The sequence below is a fragment of the Chryseobacterium sp. AG844 genome (assembly GCF_003182335.1).
GTDB lineage: Bacteria > Bacteroidota > Bacteroidia > Flavobacteriales > Weeksellaceae > Chryseobacterium > Chryseobacterium cupriresistens.
In genome coordinates, this window is the sequence record NZ_QGTV01000007.1 from 64,342 (window position 1) to 90,722 (window position 26,381).

The following is a 26,381-nucleotide window of genomic DNA, read 5'->3' on the forward strand; positions in this document are numbered from 1 at the left end:
TATGAAAAAACTTTCTCTAATTTCCCTTGGTATTTTAGCATCCCTGCAGCTGACAAAAGCTCAGGTTATTTCATCCAAAAAGTGGGCAGATCTGTTTTCCTACAATAATGTCTTAGCCATGAAAGAAGACAATGGAAAAATCATTGCAGCCACCCAAAACGGAATATTCTATTATACAATATCGACCGGAGAAATTACGAAGTTATCTAAAGCCAACGGGCTGCATAATATCGGAATTACAGCTTTCGACTATAATCCACAGACTAAAACCGGACTTATCGGTTATGAAAACGGATCTATGGATGTTATTACACCTCAGGAAATCAAATATATTGTTGATATTCCCATTGCTACAGGATATAATGGAGACAAAAAGATCAACCACATTTCCATAACCGGAGATCAGGCTGTCATTTCTGTTGGATATGGAGTTTCCATCTTTAATCTTCAGAATAAAGAATTTGGTGATTCTGCATTTTTCCTGACCGGCGGGGTTTATCAGGCAAGTAATGAAGCCACCATATTCGATAATAAAGTATATTCTGTAACGGATACAGGTTTGAAAAGCCATCAAATGAATACTACATTTCCTGTATTTTCTACATGGACAACGGAAGCTCCCGGAGCTTTCAAACATATAGATTCAGAATCAGAACTGGTTTTCTCAACGGCTACAGCAGCTTATATTTATAATAACGGTACCCCGACACAACTTCCTACTACTTTTGAAAAAATCAGGGATGTTGTTATTACTTCAAATAGTATTGTGGTTACAGATAACAGAGTATACACCTATGGAATCAATGGAGTATCACAAAATGCGGTAAGTCTTGGTGAAGAATGCAATACTGCATTAACAGCTGGCGGAAAGATTTTAGGAGGAACGGTATTATCGGGAATTAAGGATGAAGGTAACAATACTTTTAAACCTTCCGGTCCTTATTTCAATTTTGCCTATAATATCAATCTTTTTGACAACGGTCAGCTCCTGGTTTCCTCTGGTGCCAGAGCCAATAACTACAACCATCCGTTTATTCAGCCACAAGAACCAGGATTTTATTATTTCAATGGTACGGAATGGATTTATCCTTCATTTTTCAATAAAAGTAATCCCAATCGTCCAACCTTTATCAACGTACTGGATGCTATTATAAGTCCTTATAACAATAATGAAGTACTCTTTACCAATTATACCATGTTGGATAATGGAGTTTACAAAATGAAGTACAATGCTACCAGTAAAGATTTTGAACTGGTAAAATATTATAATCTGGGAGCACAGCCTTACTACAGACGCCCAGTAGGTTTTGCTACAGACGCTCAGAGCAATCTTTTTGTATCATTTGGTTTTAATGATGGAAACCCATCTATGGGAATTTATGATAAAGCAGCTGATGATTTTGTTATCAAAAAATTAGTTCTGGCCAGTGATGGTACTCAAAAACCGGTTTTCCACGAAAATATGTTGTGGACTCCGCTGCCGAGATCCAATAACTTCTGGGTATATGATTATAAAAATGCTCTTAACCTTTCCGATGATTCAGATTATATCCTGGGAACATCTAATGGATTTAACAGTTCAGGAGGAATTTTATCTGTAGCCTTTGATAAGGCTGGTGATGCATGGATTGGTACGGACGGAGGTCTGAGGATCATGTCAAACGCAGCATCAGAAATTAAAAGTGCCCAGCCTAAAGTGGAACCTATAGTGATAGAGCAGAATGGTTTGGGTGAAGAGCTTTTCAGAGAATCAGCAATTCTTCAGATTGCAGTAGATGCAGGTGATTATAAATGGGTATCTGTTGACGGTGGAGGTGTTTACTACCTCTCTTCAGACGGTCAGAGAACCATAAAACATTTTACAAAGGAAAATTCACCACTACCTACCAATAGTGTTACCGATATAAAAGTTGATAAAAAAACAGGTAAAGTATATTTTGTAACATATAATGGTATTGTGACTTATCAGGGCGATGTTGCTGATGTGACATCCAATTTCGGTGATGTTGTAGTATATCCTAATCCTGTTGTGTATTCAAACTTCAAAGGAAAAGTAACGATAAAAGGTCTTGCAGAAAAAACCAATATAAGAATCGTGGATGCTGCAGGAAATGTAGTACACTCTGCCGTTGCACGAGGAGGTTATTATGAATGGGATCTCAATAATCAGAAAGGAACAAGAGTAGCTTCAGGGATTTATTTTGTCCTGATGACGAATGAAGACGGATCTGATAAAGCTACCGCCAAAATAGGAGTGGTTAATTAATGAATTCACAAAACGGTTTTTTACTTTCATTTATCAAATACGGGGAAAATGATGCTGTATTGCATTGTTTTACAGAAGAAGAGGGTTTTCAGAGCTATTTTCTGAAAGGAATTTATTCCAAAAAGAACAAAAAGAAAGCCCTGCTTCAGCCGCTGAGCCAGCTCAATTTTTCAGTTAATCCAGCACGGGGCAACGGAATTCCGACTGTTTCAAAGTTTGAACTGGTAAAAAATAATGACATCTATACAGATATAAAGGTCAATACTGTCATTTTCTTTATCTCGGATTTTCTGAGTCATATTCTTAAGCATGAGAATAAAAATATTCCCGTCTATTCCGGTATTGATCATCTTATCAGTGAGCTGACCAATAGAAATTATCAGGCACATCTTCTGTTTTTACTGGCTTTTTTAAAAATTCAGGGTGTAGCTCCATTATTGAGCGAAGGAAATTTCTTAGATCCGGAAACCGGCACTTTTTCTTCAGGAATAAGCCATCAGCTTTTCAATGAAGAAATTTCAATGGTATGGAAAGAAGCTCTTTGTGCAGAAGATTTTTATGCCACAAAAATCCGTTCTTCATTAAGAAAAGATTTCCTTGACAGTCTTTTGGTGTACTATCATTATCATATCACGGACTTCAAAACTCCGGCCTCACTTGAAATTATACAGCAGATATTTGAATAAACCAGCTTATTGTTTTTCTGCATTATCCGGCATTTCAGTTTCGGATTCTGCCATTTCTTTTTTGGAAAATCTGGGCTGAAGAATCTTAGCAATAAGTCCCGTCCAGCCTGTCTGATGGGAAGCTCCAACTCCACGGCCGTTGTCTCCATGGAAATATTCATAGAAAAGGATATAATCTCTAAAATCCGGATCGGTCTGAAACCTTTCATACTGCCCATGAACCGGGCGTTTACCATTTTCATCCTTTAAAAATATCTTCGCTAGTCTTTTATTTAAAGCATCTGCAATCTGATCAAGGTCTGAATAATTACCGCTGCCCGTAGGATATTCTACCAAAAAATCCGGACTGTAATAGAAGAAAAAACGCTGAAGACTGTCAATAATAAGAAAATTGATCGGAAACCACACGGGGCCGCGCCAGTTGCTGTTTCCGCCAAACAAACCGCTGTCACTTTCTGCAGGGGTATATTTAACAGTAAAATCCGTTTCATTCAGAGTTAAAGTATAAGGATTTCTTTCATACTCTTTGGATAAGGCTCTTACTCCATAATCACTTAGAAATTCATCCGGATTCAACATCCGGTTTAATAGTCTTTTCAGACGATGTCCCCGAAGCAGGGATAAAAGATGTTTTGAATCCTGTCCCTTCACTTCCCATCTTGAAACCAGAGAAGCGAGTTCAGGTTTATTATCCAGTACCCATTTCATTCTTTTTTTGAAATTGGGAAGGTTTTCAATCATTTCATCATCAATAACCTCAACAGCAAACATCGGGATCAGCCCAACGATGGTTCTTAATTTCAGATACATATGAGTTCCGTCACTGGAAGTAATTGCATCATAGAAAAATTCATCCTGCTCATCCCAAAGACTGAAATTCTCATCCCCCATATTATCCAATGAATGGGCAATCGACAGGAAATGTTCAAAGAATTTCATCGCCATCTCCTCATACACCTTATTGTAAAGAGCCAGTTCCAGGGCAATTCTCATCATATTGAGGGCAAACATAGCCATCCAGCTCGTTCCATCCGACTGTTCCAGCTGTTCTCCGTTGGGTAAAACAGAATTCCTGTCAAAAACACCGATATTATCAAGTCCCAGGAATCCTCCTTCAAAGATATTATTACCGTTAAGGTCTTTTTTGTTAACCCACCAGGTAAAATTCATGAGCAGTTTTTGGAAAGCACTTTCGAGAAATTCCAGGTCCGGTTTGTCTTTTAAATATTCATCAATTTTAAATACTCTGAAAACCGCCCAGGCATGTACAGGAGGATTCACATCACTCAGGTTCCATTCGTAGGCAGGAAGCTGTCCGTTGGGATGCATATACCATTCAAACAGGAAAAGTTTCAGCTGATGTTTTGCAAAGTCCGGATCTATCAAAGAGAAACTGATGGTATGAAATGCCAGATCCCATGTTGCATACCATGGATATTCCCATTTATCAGGCATTGAAATGATATGCTCATTGTTCAGATGCTTCCAGTCGTAATTTCTTATTGTTTCCCGGGATTTTGGCGGCGGCACTTCGGAAGGGTCACCTTTCAGCCATTTTTCTACATTGTAGTGATAAAACATTTTGTTCCAAAGCATTCCGGCAAAAGCCTGCCTTTGAACCAGTTTTTCATCTTCCGAAGCAATTCCTTTCTGGATTTCTGCATAAAACTCATCTGCCTCTTTCTGTCTTTGTTCAAAAAGGATATCAAAATCTTTAAAAGGCTCTCGAATATCCTTATCTGAAAGTCTGAATTCAAATATCTTCGCTTCTCCATCCTGAAAGTCCTCATCAATAAAGAAAGAAGCTTTAGTTCCTGCATTTTGCGGATTTACAGACTGGGAATTTCCCGTCATCACAAAATTATTGATCCCGTCTTTACAGTATTTTGAATCATTAGAACATTGATAAAGCTTTTCATTATTGGTTTCATTATTACAAAACAAGGTCTTTAAGGACTGTTTTGCATATACATTTTTAATCTCAATATCCTGATGATTGACTTTAATATGATCAGCATCTTCCGCAGACAATTGGGGTTTATAATCATCATATCCCCAGTTCCAGGTATTTCTGAACCAAACTGTCGGTAAGATGACCAGACATGCTTCTTTTTCAGATTTATTGATAATTGTTAATCTTACAAGAATATCATTCTGACTTTCTTTTGCATATTCTATAAAAATATCAAAATAGTCATTCTGATCAAAAATTCCTGTGTCAATCAGCTCATATTCCGGATCCTCTTTTCCTCTTTCAGCATTTATTTTTACAAGCTGCTCATAAGGAAATGCATTCTGAGGGTACTTGTACAGCATCTTCATATAAGAATGGGTAGGAGTAGAATCAAGATAATAGAAATATTCCTTTACATCTTCACCATGATTCCCTTGTCCGTTGGTGAGTCCAAAGAACCGCTCTTTCACCATTTTGTCCTTTTTATTCCAGAAACCTACAGAGAATACAAGTTTCTGAAGATCGTCACAGATTCCGCATATCCCTTCTTCACCCCAACGGTATGTTTTGGCTTCTGCGGTATCGTGGCCTGTGTAATTCCAGGCATCTCCGTCTTCACTGTAGTCTTCCCGAACGAGCCCCCATTCACGGTTGCTTACATAAGGGCCCCATTTTTTCCATGAAATATCTGAAATTCTCTGTTTTTCCAACATAAACGATAATTATGAGTAGTGAGTAATATTTAATTCCGTTTCAAGTTCTAAAAAACAACCTCAAAAACTTTAAACCTTGAACATTAAACTTTGAACTTCGAATTCCTTTATCCTCCGGTAGAAAAACTCTCAAACGTAGTCATTCCACCATCCACGAAAATGCTTGTTCCGGTAATATAATCTGCAAGGTCACTGGCAAGAAATGCAGCTAAATTTCCGATATCCTGCGGTTGTCCGATCCTGTTATAAGGAATAAGGTTGAAAAGAGAATTAAGAGCTTCCGGAGTATCCCATGCATTCCGGTTAATCGGCGTCTGAATCGCTCCCGGACAAATGGAATTGACACGGATTTTGTCCGCACCATATTCCTGAGCAAGCGTTTGCATCAACATTCTGATTGCCCCTTTACTGGAAGCGTAATTAGCATGACCCGCCCACGGAATAATTTCATGCACTGAACTGATATGAATAATTTTCCCACAGGCAACAGAGCGGGAAGTGTCGATTCCTCTTCGCAGAAATTCTTTAATGGCTTCTCTGGCGCATAGAAATTGTCCTGTCAGATTAACTCCTATGACAGCATTCCATTGATCAAGAGTCATTTCAGTGAATTTTGCGTCTTTCTGAATCCCTGCATTATTGATCAGAATATCTACAGTCTGGTACTCAGCAATGACATCCTGAAACATTCTGATGACCTGATCTTCTTTGGAAACATCACATTGGTAGGTCATTCCTTTCCCTCCGGCATCCGTTATTTCTTTTAAAACAGCTTTAGCTTCATCCGTAGATCTTTCTGAGGAATGGTTGACAATGACTGTTGCTCCTGCTGCCGCCAATGATTTTGCAATTCCTGAACCGATTCCACTGGAAGCTCCTGTGACTACTGCCACCTGATTCTGAAGTGATATTTCCATGTTTTGTAATTTGATGTTACTCAAAGTTATGGAAAGATATCAGCAGATAAAAAATTATGATTTTAAAATTTTATTAAAGTTTTTTGTACATCAGATATTGAGGTCCGCTTCTTCCGATTCTGGTCTTACCGTCATAAATGTATCCTGCCTTAAGGTAAATATGGTAAGCAGAATCGTTTTTCTGATTGACGGCCAATACAATTTCATCGCAGGTTTTAAAGTAGTTTCTGACAAAATCACTTACTTCAAGCATCGCCGCTTTTCCAATTCCTTTGCCCTGCATCCCGGGATTCACAGATAAGGATCGTAACAACGTTGAGTTTTCATTATTAGTAAGTTCCAGTTTATCTTTCCCGAAATCAAGGACAAAAAAGCCTGCAGGCTGATCGTTGTAAAATATAGTCACGGGAAATGCATCGTTATCATCCCTCTCACTGATGCTTTGCAAAGCCTGTTGAGCAGTCGCTGTAAATCTCATCTGATTTTCATCCAAAGCATAGCTGACCCCGGAAAGATCTTCTGGTTTAAAGAATTCTAAATGTATCATAATATTAGTGATGGTAAATATCTTCATACATTACCCCTGCACGGATTTCCACGGGAAGCTTATTTTCCTCCGGAACAATCGGGCAGTTGTAATCATAAGCATTATAAGCACAGAACGGATGGTAAGATTGATTAAAATCAAGCACAATGGTATTTCCTTTCGGGATTTTAAGATCCATATATTTCCCTCCTCCGTAGGTTTCTTTTTCATTGGTTGCATCACGGAACGGAAGGAAAAGATAGTCTTTGTATTTTTCCTGTTTGATCAGATCCAGGCTTTGGTATAACGTTACAGTATACGGCTTGCCATCTAATATAAAGGTTGCTTTTCCATATTCCTGATACGTTTTTGTTTTCCCTGAAGACGTAGGAAGATCAAAGGGTTTTGTATCTTCTGATTTTACAAATTGCGCAGTAACTCTGTATTTAGCATCAAAAGGGAAGAAAGGATGTCCTTTAAAATTTTTAAAATTATCACCTCTTAATGGAGTTTCCTTTGGGTTAAGATATTCTGCATTGAGTTCTTTCTGAAACTTCTGAACCTCTTTCTCTTCCTTTGACATCTTTTTCTGAGAAAAAACCCATAGAGGAAGCAGTAAAAAGAGTATGATATATTTTTTCATGAATTTAAAATTATAAGTAAAGCTATTGTTTATGAGATTATTTTAATAGTTCATTTTATTATAATGTAAAGTAAAAATCTTTTGATTCGCAATAAGCAACTTCTCCGTTAGATTTCATACGTTCCCAAACTTTGATCCGAGCTTCTTCCCAGTTATTATTTCCTCCTTCAGAAATAATACGTTTCATAAATAAATTTTTACAATGTAAAATCATCGCTCTTGAAATTCCTTTTCCTAAATAATATTTTTTTGAATCTGGAAACAAATCAACGACTTTCAAATCATTGCCATTTTCCATTTCTCGGAGGATAAAACTAAACTTGTCATGCTCTTCTTTCCCTTTCTCCCAAATTTCAAAAATTAATATATTAACATCATGGTCTTCTGAATATACTTGTTGAAAACTATATAAAAAAGAATAATTTATTTCATTTTTTGAAGTGTAGAGAATGCTTGTCATTTAATCGTAAATTAATATTTTTTCAACTCCTTTATCATAGTATGCTTTTCATTAATGTACTCACATATTATTTATAATTGATTTTGTGATTCAACTCTAAAGGATTATTTTCTTCAAGAATGGATTTTTGCGCTTCTCTGATCATTTCATTCATATCTTTTTCATTTCCCTGAGGATCTGTAAATATAACTTTTTTGGCGGTTTTGGTATTCCAGGGGTCATTATAATATGATTTTCCTAGCTGCTCATATTGTGTCCAGTCGATTTTAATTGTTTTTGTCCTTACATCAAACCAATTGCTGCCTTTTTTTACCTGTATTAAATTGAATGAGTAATCATGTTCTGTATCTTCAATGGAAATGATTAAACCAGGTAATCCATTGAAAATATAGGGACCATCATTAAAAGGCAATTCCGTCGTAAACCAAGCAATCCAGTTTCTACCACCATAACTAACTTCTGCTTTTTGCGATTTATATTTTCCAATAGTTTTTTGTTCCGGTATGATTTTCCAATTTAGCTGTTCATCAATCGGTAGAACATAATTTGCCTTTAAGTAAGTAATAATTTTCTCTATTTTTTTATTAAGGATATCTTTTTTAATATAAAATTGATTTTCAACCCCCATTATATAGCCTCCACTTTTATTAATAAGCTTTAGGGAATCAGCATTTCTGGACATGGAATCTCTAAAAATAGAAGTATTATTCTCCAAATCCAAAATCATATTTTCAGTATTAATATTTTCAGGTTTTTCCTTACTTGTTCTATATTTAGCCTCATAAATAAAGCTAAACTTTTGTGAAAAAATAGATGTTGATAGTAGTAAAAAAAATAAAATAAATTTCAATTTGTGTGGTATTTTCATAGAATCTATCGTTATTTGAGATTAATTAGATATTAATATTTTTTTTATTGAATTTATACTTTCAGAAAAAAATTCTAAATATCCTTTTTTTTCAAATGCTCTTCTCAATCCATCATTATAAAACCAAATTTCTGTAATAACATCATTTTTCTTTTCGATATGACTGCCGTCTAACTTGTTAGCAATTTTTGAAATTTCAAAAATTTTATTTTCTGAAAGCACATATTCTTTAGATATTATTTGATATGCTCTATCTATTAAATACCACTTATCATCAATATTTTTAACAGCATAAGGAAAAGTATCTCTAAGTGCTATAAACTTTTAAACTACTACTCATTTTATCGATTTTTAAGACTATTTATGTTTAAGATTCTGTATTCTTAACTTTAAGCAATTTAAGGAATCATGGTCATATTTAAGACTAAATTTCTTTTAAAAAGACAAAAATCCTAACTTTAAAGTTAGGCAATCTAATCTTTTTCTGAGAAAAAACCCATAGAGGAAGCAGTAAAAAGAGTATGATATATTTTTTCATGAATTTAAAATTATAAGTAAAGCTATGAATTTTCATTCCAACAAAAGTTAAAATTGTAATAAAAAATATAATCCTGTTTTAAATAAAATTAACCTCTGATAATCTAGCATACTTTTTGAAAAACAAAGCTCATGGACAGAAAAAGCTTCATAAAGACCAGTGTTCTGGCAATATCAGGATTTTATTTTCTTCAATCCGAATTATTTCATGCAGCGGAAAGAAGAAACAATCAGACCGTTGAAAACAACGATGTTCCGATTGTTATTATTGGCAGTGGATATGGCGGAGCGGTTTCAGCTCTGCGTCTTTGTGAAGCCGGAAAAAAAGTAGTGCTGCTGGAGATGGGTCTTAACTGGGAAAAAGCAGGAATTCCGTTTTCCAATCTGCTGAAACCCGGAAAAAGCTCTGCATGGCTGAAAAACAAAAGCATTGCTCCCTTTATGAATATTTTTTCTCTGACTCCTTTTACCGGAACTCTGGACCGTCTGGATTTTGATCATATTAAAATCTGGGTAGGAAGAGGGGTTGGCGGAGGTTCTCTGGTGAATGGCGGAATGGCTGTCACTCCCAAAGAAAGCTATTTCAGAGAGGTTTTCCCTGATCTTGATGCTGAAAAGTTTTATAATCATTATTTTCCTCTGGTACGGGAAGAACTCAGGGTAAATGTTATTGATGAACAGTTTCTGAAAGACTGTCCTTACTATAAATTCACCCGGGTAGGTGAAGCAGAAGCTCACAAAGCTGGCTTTAAAACCATTCGGGTTCCCAATGTGTATGATTTTAAATATATGGAAAAAGAGTTCAGAAATGAAGTTCCCCGCTCTGCTCTCAATACTGAAGTGATCTATGGAAATAACCACGGAAAAAACAGTTTAGATAAAACCTACCTCAGAAAAGCACTGGAAACAGGAAATTTAGAAATTCTTGACCTTCATCGGGTCCAGACCATTCAATTGAACGATGACAAAAGCTATACATTGAATGTCCAGCAGATTGATACTTCAGGTGCTTTGCTTACTAACAAAGTCTTTACCTGTAAAAAACTGATTCTTTCTGCAGGAACAATGGGCACTTTACAACTTCTGTTACAATCTCATGCAGAGAACGGATTTCCCATCCATGAAAAGATTGGTAAAAACTGGGGAAATAACGGAAATTTTATGACGGGGAGAAACTGGGTGAAGCCTTTGTCTGGTGGCACCGGAGCTAAGCAATCCACCATTCCGGTGGGAGGAATTGACAACTGGGATGATCCAGAACATCCGTTTTTCACAGAAATAGCTCCTCTGCCCATGGGAATGGATGTGGCTACTGCTTTGTATCTGCTCATCAACAGGGTTGATAAAAAGGGAGAAGTTGCTTATCATAAAGCCAGCCAATCCCTGACATTAAACTGGGATGAAAGCAATACCGCTAAAATGAGAGAAAATGCCCAATATTTTATCCGTAAAATGAATAAGGCTAATGGCGGTACAAGAAGCCATTTACTTTTTAATAATGGTTTTGGAGCAGATATCTGTTATCATCCGCTTGGAGGGTGTGTCCTTGGTGAAGCTACCAACGAATATGGAAAGCTAAAAGATCATGAGAATCTATATGTACTGGACGGATCTTTAATTCCGGGAACCATTGGTGTGAATCCGTTTGTAACTATTACGGCTATTGCAGAATATTGTATTGAAAACCTTATTAAACAGAATGAATTTGCCTGAAATTAAGACATTGTCTTCACATTCTTAAGATAGTTCCGAATATCATCCTCCAGCTTTGACGGATAGATAAAATGAAGCTTTTCAGCCAGTGAAGTTCCCAACTCATGAACCAGATCTGCATAGGCAAACAATGCATTCCAGTTTTCTTCAATATCGCTGCCGGAGAAAGTTTTTTCCACTTTATTCCATAAATCAGATGAGAGATATTTTTTGAAGAGTCTTCCATGTTTATTGGTTGTGATCATGTTCCAGTTATAATTTCCAGCAATATACCATTCAATTAAGGGAACAAGATAATCTGTACGAAGAATATTTTCGGACATAAATTTGGCGTAAAAAATATCTCCACGCTTCAGGCACTTTGCCACATAGGTTGTATCCCACCAAAAATCATTCATCAGCTGCTGAAATTCTTTTTCCGTCGGCTGCTGAATCATTATTGACTGATACGTTGGCAGTTTAAGATTTTCAGTCAGATCATCTTTATCTATTAAAACTTTATAGCCAACATCCCAATCTTCGGGAAGGTTTTCCTGATTGATTTCTTCAATAAATTCCGATACCTGATACAGCTTAAAATCCACTTTTACATGATCTTTATATAAGACCATTTTCATAGCATGCTTCCCGTCAAAAACACGATCATCTTCTTCAATCATGGAAATAGGCTCACCAAAAAGGCTGATCCATTCATTTCCCGATTCATAAGATGTTCTGTTTTCAAAAACAAGCTCTATATCAAGATCACTGAAATCATCTACCGGAGCATAAGGGTTTACCAATGAGCTGGTCAGGAGAACAGCCCGGATATCAGGATTGTTTTCAGCCCAATGAATAATCCGTTCCAGCTTTTCTTCCCTTACTTTCATATTAATAATTAATAAGACTCTGATATTTTGACACGATACACATCAGAAGAGTTTCTTTTAATTGATTCTACAAAAAAGCCACCTTCCTCAGGAATAACTTCTTTCAGATCAAAACTTTTGCAGTCTTTTGGCAGCCCGGAAAAGATCAGGGTAAACCAAAAGTCTTTCATAAAGGGAACCGGTGTCCAGTATGGGGAAATTGAAATGTTTTCCGCATGAATCATTTTGCTTCTATGCTCAGACTGATTGTCAAAAAGATAGGTTGAATGCCAGATTCTGATCAGGTTTCCTAAGAATGGAGATGCCGGAAAGCAACAGTGTACAATAACCTGGCTCTCCTCTTCTGTTTTCGCCTGAAGAGATTCAAGGAGTTCCTTGGCAATGACTGGTTTTACAATTACTTCTTCCACCTTTTTATAAGTAATAAGTAATGAGCAATAAATAATAGGATTACTTATTGCTCATTATGGATGTTAATATTCTAATTCTAATTTTTCTTTGGTGTAATTTCTTACTTGCTGAGTCAGTTCAGGGTTATCAGCCAGTTTTTGACCATAGGAAGGAACCATTTCAAGCAGCTTTGCTTTCCATTCTCCATGCAGTTTTTCAGGGAAGCATTTTTCCAGCACATTCAGCATGGCATATACGGCTGTGGATGCACCCGGTGAAGCTCCCAGCAGGGAAGCAATCGTTCCACTCTTGTTTACGACCACCTCAGTTCCGAATTCCAGTTTACCACCTTCTTTTTCATCTTTTTTGATGATCTGAACTCTCTGTCCTGCTACTTTCAGTTCCCAGTCTTCTTCTTTAGCATCTTTGATAAATTCTCTCAAATGCTGCATTCTCTGAGACTTTGTCATCGCAACCTGCTGAATCAGATATTTTGTAAGCGGAATATTATGCCACCATGCTCCAAAAAGTGACCTTAAATTCTTCGTATTTACACTTTCAGGAAGGTCAAGATAACTTCCTTCTCTTAAAAATTTGGTTGAGAATCCTGCAAAAGGTCCGAAAAGAAGCGCTTTTTTTCCATCAATAATCCTAAGATCAAGGTGTGGAACAGACATTGGCGGAGCATCTACCGTAGCCTGAGTATATACTTTAGCATGGTGCTTTTCAACCAGTTCCTGATTATGACTTACCAGCCACTGCCCTGAAACCGGGAAGCCTCCGTATCCTTCACTTTCTTTAATATCTGAGCTGTCCAGTAGGGGAAGCGCGTATCCTCCCGCACCGATAAATACAAAATCTGCTACCACTTCCTGTTTGTGGCTATGGATTCTGTCTTTCACTTTCATTTCCCATGTACCGTTTTCTCTAGGGCTGATATCTTTTACTTCGTGGTATAAGAAAACCTCAACATTAGAATCTTCCAGAAGATGTCTTCCCATTTTTCTCGTCAATGTTCCGAAGTTTACATCTGTTCCCATATCCATCTTCGTTGCTGCCATTACTTCAGACTGATTTCGTTTACTCATTACCAGAGGAATCCATTCTTTCAGTTTTTCGTGATCTGTAGAAAATTCCATTCCTGAAAAAAGAACAGACTCTGCCATTTTATCGTGGCGTTTTTTAAGGTATTCAGCATCTTTTTCTCCGAATACCAGACTCATATGAGCACAGGAATTGATAAATTCTTTAGGTTCACGGATATATCCTTTGGTAATCAGATAGGACCAGAATTGTTTTGAAATTTCAAACTGCTCTGCAATGCTTTCGGCTTTGGTAATATCAATAGATCCGTCCGGTTTTTCAGGGGTATAGTTGAGCTCACAAAAAGCGGAGTGGCCTGTTCCGGCGTTGTTCCATGCAGCTGTACTTTCTTTGGCAAACCTTCCGAGTCTTTCGAAGATAGCAATTTCAAGATTTGGATCAAATTCATGAAGCAGCGTTGCTAAAGTGGCGCTCATGATTCCGCCGCCTATCAGTACAACGTCGTATTTAGGTTTCGGTGTTCTGCTTGTAAGCGATTGTGACATAATTTTAAAATTTTACTTCAAATTTCGGGAAAAGTTTTAAAAATCAGCACGATTTAATCCGTTATTTTTTTGTTCAAAAGACTTCTTGAGTACACAACAAAAAACCATGGAAAATTTCAATAAAGTACCATTGAAATGATTGATAATATAAAATAGCAGTACGGGTCGCTGCCAGGATTAGTCAATAAAAAAACTTAAGCATTTACTGCCTAAGTTTTTCTATGTATGTTTAACGGGCTTTTATTCCAGCTCCATTTTAATTCAATTTTGCGGTCAGTTTTTTAAACTGCTTTTCAGCATTTTTACCTTCATACAAAATAGCATATACCGTATCAATAATCGGGAGTTTAAGGTTTTTCTGTTTCGCTGTCTTATAAATGGAATCTGCTGCGTAATATCCTTCTGCTACCATGTTCATGGACTGAATGGCAGACTTCACGGTATATCCTTTTCCGATCAGGTTTCCAAGGTTTCTGTTTCTTGAGAAAAGTGAATACGCCGTTACCAAAAGGTCACCCAGATAGGCACTTTCGTTCACATCTCTTGGTGCTTCATAAATCGCTTCTAGGAAAGTTTCCATTTCACGGATTGCGTTGGAAACAAATACGGCTGTAAAGTTATCTCCATATCCTAATCCACTGGCAATTCCTGCTCCGATGGCAAAAATGTTCTTAAGGATCGCACTGTATTCATTTCCTAAAATATCTTTGCTTGTATGCACTTTGATAAAATCTGAGCTGAATATTCCTTCAAGTTTTTCAGCAGTTTCATCTTCTACTGCCGCAATCGTAAGATAAGAAAGTCTTTCCATGGCTACCTCTTCGGCATGACAAGGTCCTGCAATAACAGCCTGGTTTCTGAAGCCAATTTTAAATTCATCACGCAGATAATGCGCCACCACATCATTTACTTTTGGGATAATTCCTTTAATCGCAGAGATAAAGATTTTATCTGAATAATCACATGTCATCTTATCCAGAGTATCGGACAGGTAAATAGATGGTGTTGCCAGCACAATAACATCACAGGCAGATACCAGCTCGTTAATATCTGTTGTCAGTTTTAAACTTTTAAGATTAAAATGTGCCGCCGTAAGATAGGTTGGGTTATGCCCGCGCAGCTCGATAGCTCCTTTTACAAATTCATTTCTTACGCACCAGTGTACAACTTTACAGTTTTCAACAAGCATTTTTACGATAGCGGTTGCAAAACTTCCGCTTCCTACAACTCCTACAGAAATATCCTTTTTATTCTTTTTTGGATTCGAAGATTCTGAAATAATTTTCTTTTTAGCCATAATTGGAATGTGAACTGCAAAGATATTAAAACAAAGACGTAACGCGGGCTTTGAAACTATGATAAAAGCCATTTTCTGAAAAAATTAACACTTCAACACAATTAAATAGTTAATTAGCCGTTAAATACAGAAAAAACTGAATTTTAAATAAAAATAACTTACAAAACTTATTTTTATTTAAATTTGCAGCTTCAAAACCGTTTTAAATTGACTAAGAGAAGAAATATGAAAAAATTTCTAAGCAGCAAGAAGAACGTAAACATTCTCCTGGGAGGACTTTTACTAGTAGTTTTTGCACAGGGTGTCTTCATTGCCAAGCTCTTTTCTGAAAGAGATGACAAAACCTACGAAGTGAACCTTGTAAAAATAAACACTGAAAAAGACAGTGTAGATTATCTAAAAATGAAAACTGATCTTACTCTTGTAGATCAGACAGTTGCCCAGCTCAACTCCTTCCTGAAGTCCAAAGACATTACCAACGAAAAGCTGATGATGCTCAGCCAGGACAGTATTTCCAATTCTATTTATCTTTCCAAGCAGGCTAACCGATACAGCCAGTATCTGATGGATCTTCAGAAAAAACTGATGCAGGTTCCTCTAGGAATGCCTACTGACGGCTATATTTCGTCCAATTTCGGGATAAGAAAAAATCCTATCCCGTTCAAAACTGTTTTTGCTTCGGTAAAATCTGGTGCAGCGACTGAGACAAAGCCAGCTGCCGTTGCAGCTGCAAAACCAGAAGTAAAAGCCGAACCCGTTGAGAAAATTGTAGAGCTTACTGACAGCTATGGAAATAAAAGAGAAGTAAAAGTGATGGTTACCCCAAAAGCGGCTCCTGTAGCTGCAACTTCTGCTCCTGCAACGACAACAAAAGCTGCTTCCGGAGCTCCTTCAACTAAAACTGCTGTTGCTGAAAAAAACAACCCACCAGCTGAGGCTGATCAGATGCAGTTTCATAAAGGACTGGATATTGCTGTTGCCTATGGTTCTGATGTAAGAGCTGCCGCTGCCGGAACAGTCATTTTCTCCGGACAAAAAGGAGGCTATGGAAACTGTGTGATTGTTTCTCACGGAAACGGACTGGCCACACTATACGGACATTTATCTGAACTTGTTGCTAAGGTGAACGATAAAGTAAAAGTAGGCCAGGTCATTGCAAAATCCGGAAACTCCGGACGTTCTACAGGACCTCATCTTCATTATGAAGTACACAAAAACAATACTCCGATTAACCCGAAATTGTTTATGAATCTATAAAAAGAAAACTGTCTCATGTGAGGCAGTTTTTTGGTTTTAAAAATTAAAGTATTCATTTAGAGGTCTTTTTTAAACACGAAGAACACGAATAGTTCCACGAATATAACGAATCACGAATATAATTCTCATGATCATCGATCTGCATAATCTGAAAAATCTGTGAGAGGTTATTTTAACGCAAAGTTTTTAATTTGCTTTCTTTTGAGTCTAAGGAGGCAAAGTTGGAATCAGCAAGCTGATTTAACTAAGCGTTGAGGATATTCATTGTTAATTCTTATGATATAAAAAACAGCTGCTAATGCAGCTGTTTTTTTACTTTAAGATTTTAAGCGTTCCTTTCGGATGGGTGAATGTACCGTCCGGACCTGCAATATTCGAGTAGATGATATTTTTATTATAATCCTGAATATGGGTTACATTGAAACCAAGGTGTGGCTCATGCCAGTAGACCATAAAAACATTTTTTGCTACTTCTACGGCAGTATATTCTACAGTATCTGTACTGTTTTTTGAACTTCCGGCTGTTCCTGTGAATGTCATGGTTTTATTATCTTTAAAATCAAGAACGAATTTAACTTCTCCAAAGTCCACTTCCACTTTATGTCCGATTGCCGGATAGGGTGATTTCAGATCCCAGTCCATTTCTTTAAGATAAACCTTTACTCCCATTTCCAATTCTTCTTTTCCAGGCAGATCAGGATATTTTTTTACCATGAAATCTACAATTGCAGCTGTAGTTTTGTTCTCTGTTACTGCCTGCTTGTAATTTTCCAGATAACCTTTCACAAAATCAAGAGACTGTGGTGATGTAGACAATTCTGCAAAATGAGAAGGAATAACTTTTTCCGGTTTCAAACCTTTCATAGCATCAATCTGTCCTATCCATTGATCAATGGCTTTTACATTCTGAGTGTCTGCCATCCAGAGATGTGAGCCAACAGAAACTGAAATCCCGCCTGCAATGGTTTTGATGGACGGAATCCAAAGAAAGCTATGTGCAGGATCTTCAGGATTTTGTCTGATTTCAATTTTATTTCCTTCAAGATCAGGAATTGAAGTAACTGCTTCTGGAATTATAATTTCCGATGGTGCATCTGCCTTCAGTTGTGGTTTCCAGACTCCCATTTTATCATCTTTTGAAGCTGATATAAGATAAGCAGTCTGTGCCGTTGAGATAATTTTAGCATTGGGAAAAGCTTTTTTAATCACATCCAATCCAAAATAAAAATCAGGATCACTGTGAGAAATAAAGACTGTTTTCAGGTTCTTTCCAGTTGCTTTTATTTCTTTTACCAGCTGTTCTGCATACTGTTTCTGAAACTGAGCATCTATCAATATGGCTTCTTTATCTCCATAAATAATGGTAGATGTAATAGGAAAAATAGCTTTGGTTCCCGGATTATAAACTTTCACTTTGAGATTCCCTGCAAATATGCTGATAAATCCCAATAGTGCTAATAACGACCATAATTTTTTTTGTATCATTTCTGTTCTTTTATTGATTAGTAAGCTGCTGTAAAACGTTCACGGATATGGTTGTTCTGCTCCAATTCATCTACCAGAACTACTGCTACATCTTCTACAGAAAGACGGCTTCTTCCGTTTTCATCAAATACCGGAGTTTCCAGTGATGTTCTGTATTTTCCTGTTCTTTCTCCTACATTAGCCTGATTCATTTCGATAGCAGGGCTGAAGAATGTCCAATCCAACGTATTATTCTCTTTGATCTTGTTTAAATAATCTCTTGCCGCTGTTGCCCCTGGTTTATAAGCTTCCGGGAAATCAGGAGTATCTACAATCTGTACGTTATCCGGTGTGTAAAGGCTTCCTGCTCCACCTACTACAATCAGTCTTTTTACTCCCGACTGTTCTACAGCTTTTTCAATGTTCTCGGAACCGTTTAAAAAATCGTTGTAAAGGTTAGGGTTGGTCCATCCTGCATTGAATGTACTGATTACCGCATCACTTCCTTTCAATGCCTCAGCCAGTTCGTTTACATTGTTTACATCAACACTTTTTGCAGTTACATTTTCCTGTGTTTTCACTTTTGATGCATCTCTTACCAATGCTTCTACCACATATCCTCTGTCTGCTAATTCTGATACTACGTGTGCTCCTACAAATCCTGTTGCACCGATTACTGCTACTTTTTTCATAATGTTTTATTTTTATTTAAATTGTAATAAATTTTGTTACATTTAAGGCTAAAAAATCTTTATTCAAACTGGTCAGTGAATTCCTGTAGTGACTTGTCTCCTAAAAAGTTTACAACCAATTGATGTGTTTCTTCAAATAGTGTCTTTAAATGATTGTTGATCTCTTTTCCAACACTGCATGCCGGATTGGGATTCTGATTTTTTTTACCTAATACTTCTGTATTTTTTACTGCTTTATAGATCTCAGAAATAGTGATCGTTTCAGCATTCTTTGCAAGCTGGCTTCCTCCTTCTTTTCCCTGTCTGCTGATAATCAGGCCTGCTTCTCTCAATACGCTGATCTCCTTTCGGATAATCACCGGATTCACATTGATACTACCGGCCATCCAGTCAGAAGTAAGCCACTCCTGAGGACTTTTCGCCAATAATGTCATAATATGTACTGCCGTAGCAAATCTTGTATTGTTCATTGTAATTACAGGGCAAAGATACACATTTTTTAAATGTAACAAAATTTATTACAGTTAAATTTTTCTTAAAGGATTAATTTATCCAGATCCAGTAACAGATAATTGATATTCTGATTAATGGTACGGGTTGCCGACTGCATCTGATTCAGCATGGCTGCACGGTTGTGAAGATCATCTGCTCTATAAAAACCTCCATCACTGAAAATCACAGATTTATCCGCCGCTTCCTTACTATCATCAAACTGGTAATGCAGCCACCTCTGTTTCATATTCCCGATAATGGAATGCTCTTCTTTATTGGAAAACTTTTTCTCTGTGTACATATACCAGATAAAGGGGGGAAAATTGGGCGACTCCAGTTTTTCTCTCCAGATATCTCTCAAAAGATTTCTCTGGTGGATAAATTCTACTTTTTTACCTTTAGGATTAAGGGTAGCTAAACCAAAACCTGCTCCCAGAACCCCTCCGCCTATATCGATGGCATTACTCCAGCCTTGATCATGTACAATTCCTCCTGCTATTGAAGCTGCTGCTCCTGCAACAATTGAATATAAAATAAGCTTATTATTTCTTGATGAATTTAAGTTATCCACATAATTTCCAATCTGGGCTACTCTTTCTCCTTCACAGTCAAACTCTGCGGCTACTGCATCCAGTTCCGTAAGAGCAATCGTTATTTTGCTGTTTATTTTTGTCTTCAATTGTAAAACCTTAACCTGGGAAGCAAGGGATGAATCTTTTTTAAGATCAATAATCTGATGAACTTCATCCAGATTATCCAGTGCGTTTAAGATAAGAATACTCTGGTCAGAAAAAACCTCTTTTAATTCTTTGTTGGCTGCTAAAATAGAATCTGAATTATAAGACGGAAGTTTGTTGCTGTAGTTATATTTGAACGGCGCTTTACAGTAGCTGTCTTTCAATGTGAGAATATTCTGTTGAATAGCCTGATTCTTCCTGGAAACACAGGAAGTAAGAAGCCCGAAAACAATCAATAGGTAAAAAAGTTTTTTCATTCAGTGATTTTTTGTGTTATCAGGTATATTGCAAAATAAATTTCTCCATTTTCACAATTCTCCTATACGAATATAATACAAATAAAAAAATTTACCTGAAATCAGGTAAATTTTTAATCTATTTTTAAGAAGGATTATTTAATATCCAGCAGTTCAACTTCAAAAACGAGCGTACTGTTAGGCCCGATTTCTTTGCTGATTTCCTGATCTCCATACGCTAAGTGCGGAGGAATAATCAGTCTCCATTTGCTGCCAACAGGCATTAGCTGAAGCGCTTCCGTCCATCCGGAAATAACTCTGTTTAAAGGGAAAGATGCAGGTGTACCTCTTTTTACAGAACTGTCGAATACTTTCCCTGAAATAGTAGTTCCATGGTAATGGCATTTTACAGTTGATTTGGGTCCTGGTTTCGGGCCGTCGCCTTCTGTAATGATTTCATACTGCAAGCCGCTTGGTAACTGCACAACGCTTTCTCTTTTACCATACTCTTCCATATATTCTTTACCGTCTTTCAGGTTCTTTTCTGCTAATTCCTTTTTGCGTTTAAATAACATATCTGCTACTCCCATATTATAATTTTTTACAAAGATAAGGCTTTTTGGGTTTGGAAGATGGGAGCAAGATAAGCGAAGTTTAAAAGCCGGAAGTATTTTCCTCTCAAAGAAAATGACTTTAATTCATTCTCATTAAAAATAAATAAACACTAATAATCAACAAGTTAAAAATATTATTTTTCAATATTCATTAATCATATAGTCTTACATTTTTGATTTTCAAAGAGCTTTTCCACAAAATTCAAACAATTGTAATACTTATTTAACACAGATTTCGAAACTTGGCGTTATAATTGGATTTTAAAAACTAAATGCCAAATCCACTAAAATATAATAAGAAGTTTGATGAACTGAATGAAGAGGAAAAAAAGCTTCTGGAAATCAATAAAAAAACAATAGCAGATTTTGTTGAACAATCCTCTTCCATCAGCGATGTCAACTATGCTACCAGAAATGCCCATGCCAAAACGTATGCGGCAGCAAAAGGTACATTCCACATAGAACCTGATATTCCGGAATCACTGCAGCCTTTTTTTGATAAGGAAAAATTTGATCTGACTATACGGTTTTCCAATGCTCAGCTGAAAATTAAGAATGCAAAAAAAGATATTCCGGCTTATGGCTTTGCCGTGCAGATCAAGGATGAAAGCGGTGGGCTTCTTGCCAATTATCCATTGGTGAATTTTCCCCTGTTTCCTATGAATTCTGTTTCAAATTTTTTGAAACTGTTTACTGCGGTCAACAGATTTTACACCAAAAAATGGAGCAGTTTGTTTACACTGCTGCTTCAGATGATTAAAATAACTCCTTCCCTGCTAACAGCTGATATGGTTCGTAATATGATTAAACTCCTTCGTAAAAGAAATGATTTTATTCTTTCATTCGACTATCATTCTATAGGAGCTTACCGGCTTGGAGATCATATCATCAAAATAAAACTGTCTCCTCAATCTGTGGATAAGAACATTGGAAAAAAACAAAAGGTCAAGGATTCTTTAAAAAATTATCTTCAAACCCATGACTTTACTGCAGATGTCCTGATACAGATATGTTATGACCTGAAAGACCAGCCTGTCAACAAACTGAATGTGGAGTGGAAAAATTCTCCTTTTATCAAAATCGGTGAGGTTACAATAAATAAAGGCTCTCTGCTGGATGAGCGGAACTGTACAAATGAGCTGTTATCATTCAATCCTTTTGAAAGTAAGATATTCTTTCAGCCTGTGGGAAAAATACAGAAACTGCGAGATGAAGCGTATAAAGTTTCTGTGCAGACCAGAAGGAAAATTAATAAGTTACTGCATGGGAAAAACAGTTAAAATAATGATGACTGACGAGTTATGAATGATGAATTTTTGCATGTGATGTGAAAAAGATTGATCCAACTGAAAATAAAAGACTGTTGGCATAACAGTCTTTACATTTTATTTAAACTTTCGGTCTTCTTCCCGGATAGCCAGATCATTGATGCTTGCGTATCTTTTCGCCATCAGTCCGTTCTCATCAAACTCCCAGTTTTCGTTTCCGTATGCCCTGAACCAGTTTCCCTCTTTGGTCTGATATTCATATTCAAAGCGAACGGCAATACGATTGTTGGTGTGTGCCCAATATTCTTTTTTAAGATGATAATGAAGTTCTTTTTCCCATTTTTTCTGAAGAAAAGCTACAATTTCTTCTCTTCCATTCACGAATGTATCTCTGTTTCTCCATTCGCTGTCAATGGTATATGCTTTGGAAACCTTTTCGGGATCCTGACTGTTCCAGGCATCTTCTGCCAGTTGAATTTTTTCCAGTGCCGTTTCAAGAGTGAAAGGCGGAAGCGGATGTTTCTGTTCCATAACTTATTGTATTAAATTGGTAACTATTTTTTTTGATTTTTCAATGAGTTCATTGGATTTAAAAAGCTGGCTTTCTATGATACTGCTCTCAAAAAGCATGTAGACATGATCGGAAAGCTCATCATTATTCAGCAATTCTGAAAAGAAGTTTCTGAGATCGGCTTTATGAGACTGAATAACACTCAGAATTTTAGTATTATCCATTGGTATTTCTGAAAGAATATTCAGGAAGCTGCATCCTCTGAAATTTTCCTTTTCGTTCATATACACAAGGAAATCGAAAGCATTGATGATCTTGGATTTTAAGCTTTTTTCTTTTGCTGTAAAGTGATTGAGCTCACCAAACCAATACTCATGTCTCACCTTCAGAAATTCTACACACAGATCTTCTTTGGATTTAAAATGCTGATAAAAGCTTGCTTTGGCAACTTCAGCTTCGGAAATAATCTGATTGATTCCGGTTGAGTTATAACCCTGTCTGGCAAACAATTGAAATGTAGTTTCTATGATTCTTTCTTTTGGAGATTTCATATGCTTTTCTTTTCTGGAACAAATGTATGAAAAAAAACAATATACAGACCAGTCTGTCTATTTTATTTTTAAAATTTTTTTTTGAGAATTTTGGAAAGCGCAAAGGCGCTAAATTTTTATAGGTTTCACATATTTAAGGCACAAAGATTTTATCTCCGATAAAACTTAATAATGCTAAGAAAGGCTTTGAATGAAACCGGTAATTGTCAAGTAATCTTGCTGAAAATCTTTGATTTTCTTGCGTCTTAAAAAGCAGCATAATTTTTATCTTCTTTGCGCCTTTGCGTTGTCCAACTAAGAATATGAATAGAAAAAGCCTCCAGAAATAGATTCCAGAGGCTTGATAGTATATTTTAAATAGGATTACTCTTCCAGTTCTTCTTTCTTCTCATCTTCTTTTTCAGGGAAGATAACGGATAAAAGAACAGAGATCACCAATACACCTCCTACGATTCCTAATGAAACCGGAGACGGAATATGAATCCATGGCGCAATAAGCATCTTAACTCCAATGAAGGAGAGGATAATCGCCAATCCGTATGGAAGTTTGCTGAACATATGAATAAAGTTCGCTAACAGGAAATATAATGATCTTAATCCTAAAATAGCAAAGATATTCGATGTATAAAGGATGAACGGGTCATTTGAGATTGCAAAGATCGCCGGGATGGAATCTACAGCGAAAAGAACGTCCGTAAATTCAATAACTCCTACTACCACTAAAAGAGGAGTTGCCATTTTAATTCCGTTCTGAATGGTAAAGAATTTATCTCCGTCGTAATTATCAGAAACTTTCCAGAAACTTTTGATCAGCTTTGCTCCTGCCGTATTGCTGTAATCTTCATCGTCATCATCGTCACCGTCACCCCAGGATTTGATTCCTGCATAGACAAGGAATAATCCGAATAAGGTCATGACTACGTTGATTTTCACTGCTTCACCGAAGATATTCATTTCAGGAAGATAGGTAAGATTGATCAGTCCTACTCCTGCAAAGATGAATATGGCTCTGAAGATCAGCGCTCCGATAATCCCCCAGAAAAGGACTTTGTGATGAAGATATTTAGGAACTTTAAAGAACCCGAAAACGAGGATAAATACAAATAAATTATCCACAGACAGGGCTTTTTCAATCCAATAAGCAGCCTGATACTGCGTAAATTTTTCTACAGCCAAAGCATGGCTTTCAGGACTTCCATCGGTATTGAATACCCAATATACCACCCCTGAAAAAACCATGGAAAGCGAAATCCATACGATAGACCAGATGGTAGCTTCTTTGGAAGAGACTTCGTGACTTTTTTTATTAAATACCCCTAAGTCCAGGAGCAGCATGATAACCACCGTTACTGCAAATCCCCACACCAGACCTGGGTGCAGTTCTAAAATACTTTGATGTTCCACTTGAGTTATGTTATTATATGATAAAAGCAATAGATGCACAGAGTACAAATATTGCTATTTTATTTATCTTTTGATTGACAATTGATTATAAGTAATTCATCTGCACTGTCTGAATCGTCTGCTCCAGTTTTTTATCCGCTGTAGGATCTCCGATCGCATTGAATTTCCATTCTCCGTTTCTCTTGTAGAAAACACCCATTACCATGGCAACGTGTCCGCTGAAAGAAGCATCATTCGCAATATCATATTTTGCAAAAATTTCTCTCACATTGGTAGGTGATCCTTCATAAATACGGATAGAAGCAAAAGGAATGGTTCCGAAATCCTGACCTCTGTAGCTGTTCAGTACCATTGCCACATGCTCCACATTCGGTTCCAGCTGGCTGAAATCTACCGTGATTACTTCATTATCCAATCCGTCATCTCCGTTTACGTCACCGGTAAGGTCGTCTCCGCTGTGTCTTACAGATCCGTTTCTTGATTTAAGATTTCCGAAATAGATTACTTCAGTAACGTTTTTGTTTGAATCATATAAAATACAGCTTCCGTCTAAGTCTACTGCTTCTTTCTTTGTTCCGAAAAATCCTTTCTTTTCGATTGCTCCCCAGTTGATTCCTACACAAGCCTGGGAAAGCTCAGCTCCATTTTCTTTTTTAAGGTTAATTCTCTGACCTTTTTGTAAGTTGATAGCCATCTTTCTATATTTAGTTGTTATTTACTTTTTGGCAAAAAAGGAAATCTTCTTTGCTTTTCAAATTTCGTTCTAATTATTATTCAAATTCAAATTAAGCATTGCCCGCAGAATATTCGTTTCTTCGTCGAAGTCAAATATCTTACTCATAATATCCATATTTTCCAGGTTTTTAATATAATCTTTCAGAACACCTTCCACTTCAGCTGGCAAAGTACGCTTTCTTTCGTTCATACTATGTTCCAGCTGCTCGTTTTTACTTCTCAGCTGATCAATAATGGAACTCTGATTAGACTGATTTTCGGAAATATCCAGCTTATCCAGTTCTTTGTCGAAAAGATACAATTTCTTTTCGTCTACACTGAAAATAAAATAATCATCAGACTGAAAGATTTTAAAAAGTTCATAATCGTGGGTTCCGATAAGGTAACCACATACGAAACGAACTTTAAATCCCTGTATATTAAGCCTTCCCAACAGTTTCCTTTCAATGGAATATTCTTTATACTGATAGGAAGGAAAAGGATCAGGTTTCAGCAGTGTTTCATCCGCCTCCGATCTGTAAAATTCCTGGGCATATTTTTTATGAAAGTACAGTACATTGTCCCAATTGGCCGTAAAACGATCTTCCGTCAGGTCTTTATACACTGTTTTCAAGTGCTGGGAAAAGACACCGCTGTACATTTTTCTGTCGGTCTCAAAACTATCTACCCTTCTTTCTTCAAAACCTGAAATATATTTACTGTTGATGTTAATTTCATTGATGACCGCCAGCATGTCATTTTCCTTCTGTTTTTTAATTTTAGTCAGAAGTTCTATAAGGCTGTCGGTATACTGCAGGTGAAAAAGTTCCAGTTTATTATAATCTAAAGCCGTATTTTCCTGGAACAGATTGTGAATAATATCCGTTTTGATGTAAATAGATATAATATCAATATGTTCAAAAAAATTAGCTAGAAGCTTAAGCTTTGTTAATCTTCTTTTGCTTTGCGACAATATGGTTGCTGCATCATCCCCCACCTTGGTATCCTATAAA

The 26,381-nt window shown here is 36.7% G+C and carries 26 protein-coding genes; 5 read left to right on the forward strand and 21 right to left on the reverse strand.

Going from position 1 to position 26,381, the window contains the following annotated elements:
* The first annotated feature begins 1 nt into the window (after position 1).
* Positions 2-2,266: a T9SS type A sorting domain-containing protein gene (locus tag DEU40_RS09070; protein ID WP_110009551.1), complete on the forward strand. Its 2,265-nt coding sequence runs from the start codon at positions 2-4 to the stop codon at positions 2,264-2,266.
* Positions 2,266-2,952 carry a DNA repair protein RecO gene (gene recO / locus DEU40_RS09075; protein WP_110009552.1) on the forward strand — a complete coding sequence of 229 codons (687 nt, stop codon included), beginning with the start codon at positions 2,266-2,268 and terminating at the stop codon, positions 2,950-2,952. The genes DEU40_RS09070 and recO overlap by 1 nt, the downstream gene beginning before the upstream one ends.
* A 6-nt stretch (positions 2,953-2,958) precedes the next feature.
* Here recO and DEU40_RS09080 read toward each other — a convergent pair whose 3' ends face one another.
* The 7 genes from DEU40_RS09080 to DEU40_RS09110 all read right to left on the reverse strand — a co-directional run bounded on the left by DEU40_RS09080 (position 2,959) and on the right by DEU40_RS09110 (position 9,255).
* Complete coding sequence (locus DEU40_RS09080) at positions 2,959-5,619, reverse strand: MGH1-like glycoside hydrolase domain-containing protein (protein ID WP_110009553.1); 2,661 nt, start codon at positions 5,617-5,619, stop codon at positions 2,959-2,961.
* A gap of 107 nt (positions 5,620-5,726) precedes the next feature.
* Positions 5,727-6,536, reverse strand: coding sequence for a glucose 1-dehydrogenase (locus DEU40_RS09085; protein ID WP_110009554.1), 810 nt, complete (start codon positions 6,534-6,536; stop codon positions 5,727-5,729).
* A gap of 73 nt (positions 6,537-6,609) precedes the next feature.
* Entirely contained in the window at positions 6,610-7,083 is a 474-nt protein-coding gene (locus DEU40_RS09090; RefSeq protein ID WP_228406477.1) for a GNAT family N-acetyltransferase, read from the reverse strand.
* Positions 7,084-7,087: 4 nt separating this feature from the next.
* Positions 7,088-7,705 carry a DUF1684 domain-containing protein gene (locus DEU40_RS09095; RefSeq protein ID WP_110009556.1) on the reverse strand — a complete coding sequence of 206 codons (618 nt, stop codon included), beginning with the start codon at positions 7,703-7,705 and terminating at the stop codon, positions 7,088-7,090.
* Between the two features lie 58 nt (positions 7,706-7,763).
* Positions 7,764-8,165: a hypothetical protein gene (locus tag DEU40_RS09100; RefSeq protein WP_110009557.1), complete on the reverse strand. Its 402-nt coding sequence runs from the start codon at positions 8,163-8,165 to the stop codon at positions 7,764-7,766.
* 67 nt (positions 8,166-8,232) lie between these two features.
* On the reverse strand, positions 8,233-9,033 hold the full coding sequence (locus tag DEU40_RS09105) for a GLPGLI family protein (RefSeq protein ID WP_110009558.1): 801 nt from the start codon (positions 9,031-9,033) through the stop codon (positions 8,233-8,235).
* 21 nt (positions 9,034-9,054) lie between these two features.
* Entirely contained in the window at positions 9,055-9,255 is a 201-nt protein-coding gene (locus DEU40_RS09110; RefSeq protein ID WP_110009559.1) for a hypothetical protein, read from the reverse strand.
* Positions 9,256-9,702: 447 nt separating this feature from the next.
* On the opposite strand from DEU40_RS09110, the gene DEU40_RS09115 reads away from it, so the two are divergent.
* On the forward strand, positions 9,703-11,283 hold the full coding sequence (locus tag DEU40_RS09115; protein ID WP_110009560.1) for a GMC family oxidoreductase N-terminal domain-containing protein: 1,581 nt from the start codon (positions 9,703-9,705) through the stop codon (positions 11,281-11,283).
* Positions 11,284-11,285: 2 nt separating this feature from the next.
* Here DEU40_RS09115 and DEU40_RS09120 read toward each other — a convergent pair whose 3' ends face one another.
* From DEU40_RS09120 to DEU40_RS09135, 4 genes are all read right to left on the reverse strand, one after another.
* On the reverse strand, positions 11,286-12,152 hold the full coding sequence (locus DEU40_RS09120; protein WP_110009561.1) for an AadS family aminoglycoside 6-adenylyltransferase: 867 nt from the start codon (positions 12,150-12,152) through the stop codon (positions 11,286-11,288).
* An 8-nt stretch (positions 12,153-12,160) separates the two neighbouring features.
* Positions 12,161-12,562, reverse strand: a complete 402-nt coding sequence (locus tag DEU40_RS09125; protein ID WP_110009562.1) for a hypothetical protein — start codon at positions 12,560-12,562, stop codon at positions 12,161-12,163.
* Between the two features lie 63 nt (positions 12,563-12,625).
* Entirely contained in the window at positions 12,626-14,131 is a 1,506-nt protein-coding gene (mqo, locus tag DEU40_RS09130) for a malate dehydrogenase (quinone) (protein ID WP_110009563.1), read from the reverse strand.
* Between the two features lie 256 nt (positions 14,132-14,387).
* Positions 14,388-15,428 carry an NAD(P)H-dependent glycerol-3-phosphate dehydrogenase gene (locus DEU40_RS09135; protein WP_110009564.1) on the reverse strand — a complete coding sequence of 347 codons (1,041 nt, stop codon included), beginning with the start codon at positions 15,426-15,428 and terminating at the stop codon, positions 14,388-14,390.
* Positions 15,429-15,653: 225 nt separating this feature from the next.
* On the opposite strand from DEU40_RS09135, the gene DEU40_RS09140 reads away from it, so the two are divergent.
* Complete coding sequence (locus tag DEU40_RS09140) at positions 15,654-16,685, forward strand: M23 family metallopeptidase (protein ID WP_110009565.1); 1,032 nt, start codon at positions 15,654-15,656, stop codon at positions 16,683-16,685.
* A 312-nt stretch (positions 16,686-16,997) separates the two neighbouring features.
* Here DEU40_RS09140 and DEU40_RS09145 read toward each other — a convergent pair whose 3' ends face one another.
* The 5 genes from DEU40_RS09145 to DEU40_RS09165 all read right to left on the reverse strand — a co-directional run bounded on the left by DEU40_RS09145 (position 16,998) and on the right by DEU40_RS09165 (position 20,896).
* Entirely contained in the window at positions 16,998-18,170 is a 1,173-nt protein-coding gene (locus tag DEU40_RS09145; protein WP_110009566.1) for an MBL fold metallo-hydrolase, read from the reverse strand.
* A gap of 17 nt (positions 18,171-18,187) precedes the next feature.
* Positions 18,188-18,841, reverse strand: coding sequence for an NAD(P)-dependent oxidoreductase (locus DEU40_RS09150; RefSeq protein ID WP_110009567.1), 654 nt, complete (start codon positions 18,839-18,841; stop codon positions 18,188-18,190).
* 59 nt (positions 18,842-18,900) lie between these two features.
* Entirely contained in the window at positions 18,901-19,311 is a 411-nt protein-coding gene (locus DEU40_RS09155; RefSeq protein ID WP_110009568.1) for an Rrf2 family transcriptional regulator, read from the reverse strand.
* Between the two features lie 65 nt (positions 19,312-19,376).
* On the reverse strand, positions 19,377-20,327 hold the full coding sequence (locus tag DEU40_RS09160) for a hypothetical protein (protein ID WP_110009569.1): 951 nt from the start codon (positions 20,325-20,327) through the stop codon (positions 19,377-19,379).
* Positions 20,328-20,461: 134 nt separating this feature from the next.
* The gene (locus tag DEU40_RS09165) at positions 20,462-20,896 is read right to left on the reverse strand and encodes an FKBP-type peptidyl-prolyl cis-trans isomerase (RefSeq protein WP_052198510.1); all 435 of its coding nucleotides are present in this window, start codon (positions 20,894-20,896) and stop codon (positions 20,462-20,464) included.
* A 296-nt stretch (positions 20,897-21,192) separates the two neighbouring features.
* On the opposite strand from DEU40_RS09165, the gene DEU40_RS09170 reads away from it, so the two are divergent.
* Positions 21,193-22,200: a catalase gene (locus DEU40_RS09170; RefSeq protein ID WP_110009570.1), complete on the forward strand. Its 1,008-nt coding sequence runs from the start codon at positions 21,193-21,195 to the stop codon at positions 22,198-22,200.
* 105 nt (positions 22,201-22,305) lie between these two features.
* Here DEU40_RS09170 and DEU40_RS09175 read toward each other — a convergent pair whose 3' ends face one another.
* From DEU40_RS09175 to DEU40_RS09195, 5 genes are all read right to left on the reverse strand, one after another.
* Entirely contained in the window at positions 22,306-22,719 is a 414-nt protein-coding gene (locus DEU40_RS09175; RefSeq protein ID WP_110009571.1) for a DUF1348 family protein, read from the reverse strand.
* Positions 22,720-22,722: 3 nt separating this feature from the next.
* Positions 22,723-23,250, reverse strand: coding sequence for a TetR/AcrR family transcriptional regulator (locus DEU40_RS09180; protein ID WP_110009572.1), 528 nt, complete (start codon positions 23,248-23,250; stop codon positions 22,723-22,725).
* A gap of 363 nt (positions 23,251-23,613) precedes the next feature.
* On the reverse strand, positions 23,614-24,654 hold the full coding sequence (locus DEU40_RS09185; protein ID WP_110009573.1) for a TerC/Alx family metal homeostasis membrane protein: 1,041 nt from the start codon (positions 24,652-24,654) through the stop codon (positions 23,614-23,616).
* Positions 24,655-24,739: 85 nt separating this feature from the next.
* Entirely contained in the window at positions 24,740-25,348 is a 609-nt protein-coding gene (locus DEU40_RS09190; RefSeq protein WP_110009574.1) for a TerD family protein, read from the reverse strand.
* Positions 25,349-25,417: 69 nt separating this feature from the next.
* Positions 25,418-26,365, reverse strand: a complete 948-nt coding sequence (locus DEU40_RS09195; protein WP_110009575.1) for a hypothetical protein — start codon at positions 26,363-26,365, stop codon at positions 25,418-25,420.
* Between the last annotated feature and the right edge of the window lie 16 nt (positions 26,366-26,381).

Bases quoted from the DNA above. Each gene is read 5' to 3' on its own strand.
- DEU40_RS09070 (WP_110009551.1), top strand. From the start codon at position 2: ATGAAAAAACTTTCTCTAATTTCCCTTGGTATTTTAGCATCCCTGCAG.
- recO (WP_110009552.1), top strand. From the start codon at position 2,266: ATGAATTCACAAAACGGTTTTTTACTTTCATTTATCAAATACGGGGAA.
- DEU40_RS09080 (WP_110009553.1), bottom strand. From the start codon at position 5,619: ATGTTGGAAAAACAGAGAATTTCAGATATTTCATGGAAAAAATGGGGC.
- DEU40_RS09085 (WP_110009554.1), bottom strand. From the start codon at position 6,536: ATGGAAATATCACTTCAGAATCAGGTGGCAGTAGTCACAGGAGCTTCC.
- DEU40_RS09090 (WP_228406477.1), bottom strand. From the start codon at position 7,083: ATGATACATTTAGAATTCTTTAAACCAGAAGATCTTTCCGGGGTCAGC.
- DEU40_RS09095 (WP_110009556.1), bottom strand. From the start codon at position 7,705: ATGAAAAAATATATCATACTCTTTTTACTGCTTCCTCTATGGGTTTTT.
- DEU40_RS09100 (WP_110009557.1), bottom strand. From the start codon at position 8,165: ATGACAAGCATTCTCTACACTTCAAAAAATGAAATAAATTATTCTTTT.
- DEU40_RS09105 (WP_110009558.1), bottom strand. From the start codon at position 9,033: ATGAAAATACCACACAAATTGAAATTTATTTTATTTTTTTTACTACTA.
- DEU40_RS09115 (WP_110009560.1), top strand. From the start codon at position 9,703: ATGGACAGAAAAAGCTTCATAAAGACCAGTGTTCTGGCAATATCAGGA.
- DEU40_RS09120 (WP_110009561.1), bottom strand. From the start codon at position 12,152: ATGAAAGTAAGGGAAGAAAAGCTGGAACGGATTATTCATTGGGCTGAA.
- mqo (WP_110009563.1), bottom strand. From the start codon at position 14,131: ATGTCACAATCGCTTACAAGCAGAACACCGAAACCTAAATACGACGTT.
- DEU40_RS09135 (WP_110009564.1), bottom strand. From the start codon at position 15,428: ATGGCTAAAAAGAAAATTATTTCAGAATCTTCGAATCCAAAAAAGAAT.
- DEU40_RS09140 (WP_110009565.1), top strand. From the start codon at position 15,654: ATGAAAAAATTTCTAAGCAGCAAGAAGAACGTAAACATTCTCCTGGGA.
- DEU40_RS09145 (WP_110009566.1), bottom strand. From the start codon at position 18,170: ATGATACAAAAAAAATTATGGTCGTTATTAGCACTATTGGGATTTATC.
- DEU40_RS09150 (WP_110009567.1), bottom strand. From the start codon at position 18,841: ATGAAAAAAGTAGCAGTAATCGGTGCAACAGGATTTGTAGGAGCACAC.
- DEU40_RS09155 (WP_110009568.1), bottom strand. From the start codon at position 19,311: ATGAACAATACAAGATTTGCTACGGCAGTACATATTATGACATTATTG.
- DEU40_RS09160 (WP_110009569.1), bottom strand. From the start codon at position 20,327: ATGAAAAAACTTTTTTACCTATTGATTGTTTTCGGGCTTCTTACTTCC.
- DEU40_RS09165 (WP_052198510.1), bottom strand. From the start codon at position 20,896: ATGGGAGTAGCAGATATGTTATTTAAACGCAAAAAGGAATTAGCAGAA.
- DEU40_RS09170 (WP_110009570.1), top strand. From the start codon at position 21,193: ATGCCAAATCCACTAAAATATAATAAGAAGTTTGATGAACTGAATGAA.
- DEU40_RS09175 (WP_110009571.1), bottom strand. From the start codon at position 22,719: ATGGAACAGAAACATCCGCTTCCGCCTTTCACTCTTGAAACGGCACTG.
- DEU40_RS09180 (WP_110009572.1), bottom strand. From the start codon at position 23,250: ATGAAATCTCCAAAAGAAAGAATCATAGAAACTACATTTCAATTGTTT.
- DEU40_RS09190 (WP_110009574.1), bottom strand. From the start codon at position 25,348: ATGGCTATCAACTTACAAAAAGGTCAGAGAATTAACCTTAAAAAAGAA.